The 5,254-nt window shown below is 49.3% G+C and carries 2 tRNA genes and 3 rRNA genes; all 5 read right to left on the minus strand.

The features are described from left to right. Nucleotide 1: 1 nt before the first annotated feature. The 5 genes from rrf to N8M20_RS10060 all read right to left on the minus strand — a co-directional run bounded on the left by rrf (nt 2) and on the right by N8M20_RS10060 (nt 5,200). Nucleotides 2–117: ribosomal RNA gene (rrf, locus tag N8M20_RS10040) — 5S ribosomal RNA — on the minus strand. 76 nt (nt 118–193) lie between these two features. Continuing rightward, nucleotides 194–3,094, minus strand: a 23S ribosomal RNA gene (locus tag N8M20_RS10045). Between the two features lie 122 nt (nt 3,095–3,216). Beyond that, nucleotides 3,217–3,289, minus strand: a tRNA-Ala gene (locus N8M20_RS10050). Nucleotides 3,290–3,340: 51 nt separating this feature from the next. Next, nucleotides 3,341–4,886: ribosomal RNA gene (locus N8M20_RS10055) — 16S ribosomal RNA — on the minus strand. Together the 16S, 23S and 5S rRNA genes with 2 tRNA genes alongside form the textbook arrangement of a ribosomal RNA operon. A gap of 242 nt (nt 4,887–5,128) precedes the next feature. Continuing rightward, nucleotides 5,129–5,200, minus strand: a tRNA-Glu gene (locus tag N8M20_RS10060). Between the last annotated feature and the right edge of the window lie 54 nt (nt 5,201–5,254).

Consider the following 5,254-nt stretch of genomic DNA (forward strand, 5'->3'; position numbering starts at 1 on the left):
AGCTAAGCGACTTCCATATCTCACAGGGGGCAACCCCCAACTACTTCCGGCGTTCTAGGGCTTAACTTCTGTGTTCGGCATGGGTACAGGTGTATCTCCTAGGCTATCGTCACTTAACTCTGAGTAATACCTACTCAAAATTGAATATCTATTCAAATCAAGAAAACCTTACGCTTTCATATTCTCAGTTACTTTGGATAAGTCCTCGAGCTATTAGTATTAGTCCGCTACATGTGTCGCCACACTTCCACTTCTAACCTATCTACCTGATCATCTCTCAGGGCTCTTACTGATATAAAATCATGGGAAATCTCATCTTGAGGTGGGTTTCACACTTAGATGCTTTCAGCGTTTATCCCTTCCCTACATAGCTACCCAGCGATGCCTTTGGCAAGACAACTGGTACACCAGCGGTAAGTCCACTCTGGTCCTCTCGTACTAGGAGCAGATCCTCTCAAATTTCCTACGCCCGCGACGGATAGGGACCGAACTGTCTCACGACGTTCTGAACCCAGCTCGCGTGCCGCTTTAATGGGCGAACAGCCCAACCCTTGGGACCGACTACAGCCCCAGGATGCGACGAGCCGACATCGAGGTGCCAAACCTCCCCGTCGATGTGAACTCTTGGGGGAGATAAGCCTGTTATCCCCAGGGTAGCTTTTATCCGTTGAGCGATGGCCCTTCCATACGGAACCACCGGATCACTAAGCCCGACTTTCGTCCCTGCTCGAGTTGTAGCTCTCGCAGTCAAGCTCCCTTATACCTTTACACTCTGCGAATGATTTCCAACCATTCTGAGGGAACCTTTGGGCGCCTCCGTTACCTTTTAGGAGGCGACCGCCCCAGTCAAACTGCCCGTCAGACACTGTCTCCGATAGGGATCACCTATCCGGGTTAGAGTGGCCATAACACAAGGGTAGTATCCCAACAGCGTCTCCTTCGAAACTGGCGTCCCGATCTCTTAGACTCCTACCTATCCTGTACATGTGGTACAGACACTCAATATCAAACTGCAGTAAAGCTCCATGGGGTCTTTCCGTCCTGTCGCGGGTAACCTGCATCTTCACAGGTACTAAAATTTCACCGAGTCTCTCGTTGAGACAGTGCCCAAATCATTACGCCTTTCGTGCGGGTCGGAACTTACCCGACAAGGAATTTCGCTACCTTAGGACCGTTATAGTTACGGCCGCCGTTTACTGGGGCTTCAATTCATACCTTCGCTTACGCTAAGCACTCCTCTTAACCTTCCAGCACCGGGCAGGCGTCACCCCCTATACATCATCTTACGATTTAGCAGAGAGCTGTGTTTTTGATAAACAGTTGCTTGGGCCTATTCACTGCGGCTGACTTAAAGTCAGCACCCCTTCTCCCGAAGTTACGGGGTCATTTTGCCGAGTTCCTTAACGAGAGTTCTCTCGCTCACCTGAGGCTACTCGCCTCGACTACCTGTGTCGGTTTGCGGTACGGGTAGAGTATGTTTAAACGCTAGAAGCTTTTCTTGGCAGTGTGACGTCACTAACTTCGCTACTAAACTTCGCTCCCCATCACAGCTCAATGTTATAGATATAAGCATTTGACTCATATCACACCTCACTGCTTAGACAGACTCTTCCAATCGTCTGCTTTAGTTAGCCTACTGCGTCCCTCCATCACTACATACTCTAGTACAGGAATATCAACCTGTTGTCCATCGGATACACCTTTCGGTCTCTCCTTAGGTCCCGACTAACCCAGGGCGGACGAGCCTTCCCCTGGAAACCTTAGTCTTACGGTGGACAGGATTCTCACCTGTCTTTCGCTACTCATACCGGCATTCTCACTTCTATGCGTTCCAGCACTCCTCACGGTATACCTTCATCACACATAGAACGCTCTCCTACCATACCTATAAAGGTATCCACAGCTTCGGTAAATTGTTTTAGCCCCGGTACATTTTCGGCGCAGGGTCACTCGACTAGTGAGCTATTACGCACTCTTTGAATGAATAGCTGCTTCTAAGCTAACATCCTAGTTGTCTGTGCAACCCCACATCCTTTTCCACTTAACAATTATTTTGGGACCTTAGCTGGTGGTCTGGGCTGTTTCCCTTTCGACTACGGATCTTAGCACTCGCAGTCTGACTGCCGACCATAATTCATTGGCATTCGGAGTTTATCTGAGATTGGTAATCCGGGATGGACCCCTCACCCAAACAGTGCTCTACCTCCAAGAATCTTAATGTCGACGCTAGCCCTAAAGCTATTTCGGAGAGAACCAGCTATCTCCAAGTTCGTTTGGAATTTCTCCGCTACCCACAAGTCATCCAAGCACTTTTCAACGTGCCCTGGTTCGGTCCTCCAGTGCGTCTTACCGCACCTTCAACCTGCTCATGGGTAGGTCACATGGTTTCGGGTCTACGTCATGATACTAATCCGCCCTATTCAGACTCGGTTTCCCTACGGCTCCGTCTCTTCAACTTAACCTCGCATCATAACGTAACTCGCCGGTTCATTCTACAAAAGGCACGCTCTCACCCATTAACGGGCTCGAACTTGTTGTAGGCACACGGTTTCAGGTTCTATTTCACTCCCCTCCCGGGGTGCTTTTCACCTTTCCCTCACGGTACTGGTTCACTATCGGTCACTAGGGAGTATTTAGGGTTGGGAGATGGTCCTCCCAGATTCCGACGGGATTTCTCGTGTCCCGCCGTACTCAGGATACTGCTAGGTACAAAGACTATTTTAAATACGAGGCTATTACTCTCTTTGGCTGATCTTCCCAAATCATTCTTCTATAATCTTTGAGTCCACATTGCAGTCCTACAACCCCGAAGAGTAAACTCTTCGGTTTGCCCTTCTGCCGTTTCGCTCGCCGCTACTAAGGCAATCGCTTTTGCTTTCTCTTCCTGCAGCTACTTAGATGTTTCAGTTCACTGCGTCTTCCTCCTCACATCCTTAACAGATGCAGGTAACAGGTAGTACCTGTTGGGTTCCCCCATTCGGAAATCCCTGGATCATCGCTTACTTACAGCTACCCAAGGCATATCGTCGTTTGTCACGTCCTTCTTCGGCTCCTAGTGCCAAGGCATCCACCGTGCGCCCTTATTAACTTAACCTTATTTTCTGACCTTTCAGTCATAAACTCTTTTAATACTACAGCGTTTCGGTTTATTTTCTTGTTACTATTTGATATAGATATTCAATTTTCAATGTGCATTACTTGGTGATCTCTCACCAATGGAGCCTAGCGGGATCGAACCGCTGACCTCCTGCGTGCAAAGCAGGCGCTCTCCCAGCTGAGCTAAGGCCCCACAAGACCTCTCAAGACTAAACAAGACCAATGCGCAGTTCCTTATCCTTAGAAAGGAGGTGATCCAGCCGCACCTTCCGATACGGCTACCTTGTTACGACTTCACCCCAATCATCTATCCCACCTTAGGCGGCTGGCTCCTTACGGTTACCTCACCGACTTCGGGTGTTACAAACTCTCGTGGTGTGACGGGCGGTGTGTACAAGGCCCGGGAACGTATTCACCGCGGCGTGCTGATCCGCGATTACTAGCGATTCCGACTTCATGTAGGCGAGTTGCAGCCTACAATCCGAACTGAGACTGGCTTTAAGAGATTAGCTTGCCGTCACCGGCTTGCGACTCGTTGTACCAGCCATTGTAGCACGTGTGTAGCCCAGGTCATAAGGGGCATGATGATTTGACGTCATCCCCACCTTCCTCCGGTTTATTACCGGCAGTCTCGCTAGAGTGCCCAACTAAATGATGGCAACTAACAATAGGGGTTGCGCTCGTTGCGGGACTTAACCCAACATCTCACGACACGAGCTGACGACAACCATGCACCACCTGTCACCTCTGTCCCGAAGGAAAACTCTATCTCTAGAGTGGTCAGAGGGATGTCAAGACCTGGTAAGGTTCTTCGCGTTGCTTCGAATTAAACCACATGCTCCACCGCTTGTGCGGGCCCCCGTCAATTCCTTTGAGTTTCAACCTTGCGGTCGTACTCCCCAGGCGGAGTGCTTAATGCGTTAGCTGCGGCACTAAACCCCGGAAAGGGTCTAACACCTAGCACTCATCGTTTACGGCGTGGACTACCAGGGTATCTAATCCTGTTTGCTCCCCACGCTTTCGAGCCTCAGCGTCAGTTACAAGCCAGAGAGCCGCTTTCGCCACCGGTGTTCCTCCATATATCTACGCATTTCACCGCTACACATGGAATTCCACTCTCCCCTCTTGCACTCAAGTTAAACAGTTTCCAAAGCGTACTATGGTTAAGCCACAGCCTTTAACTTCAGACTTATCTAACCGCCTGCGCTCGCTTTACGCCCAATAAATCCGGACAACGCTCGGGACCTACGTATTACCGCGGCTGCTGGCACGTAGTTAGCCGTCCCTTTCTGGTAAGATACCGTCACAGTGTGAACTTTCCACTCTCACACTCGTTCTTCTCTTACAACAGAGCTTTACGATCCGAAAACCTTCTTCACTCACGCGGCGTTGCTCGGTCAGACTTCCGTCCATTGCCGAAGATTCCCTACTGCTGCCTCCCGTAGGAGTCTGGGCCGTGTCTCAGTCCCAGTGTGGCCGATCACCCTCTCAGGTCGGCTATGTATCGTCGCCTTGGTGAGCCGTTACCCCACCAACTAGCTAATACAACGCAGGTCCATCTGGTAGTGATGCAATTGCACCTTTTAAGTAAATGTCATGCAACATCTACTATTATGCGGTATTAGCTATCGTTTCCAATAGTTATCCCCCGCTACCAGGCAGGTTACCTACGCGTTACTCACCCGTTCGCAACTCATCCAGAGAAGCAAGCTCCTCCTTCAGCGTTCTACTTGCATGTATTAGGCACGCCGCCAGCGTTCGTCCTGAGCCAGGATCAAACTCTCATTAAAAGTTTGAGTTCTCACTCATTTCTGTCACTGACAGATTTATTGTTTTTTCATTGTTCAGTACTACAACCTTAGTTGTAGCGCCCTGCACATTGGTTCGTCTTGTTCAGTTTTCAAAGGTCTTTGTCACTCGCTTCTCTCAAGCGACAACTATATTAGTATATCACAGTCGCTTTCGCTTGTCAACACTTTTTTGAAACTTTTTTAAAACTTTTTTCATCAAGTGTTCTAACCGCAACATACCATAGTCCGTACGGGATTCGAACCCGTGTTACCGCCGTGAAAAGGCGGTGTCTTAACCCCTTGACCAACGGACCAGAGTTGTTATTTTCAACTCTTACTATTATACCGACTTTTTATTTTTTGTCAAC

The organism is Streptococcus mitis, assembly GCF_946190275.1.
In the GTDB taxonomy this organism is placed as follows: Bacteria; Bacillota; Bacilli; order Lactobacillales; family Streptococcaceae; genus Streptococcus; species Streptococcus mitis_DC.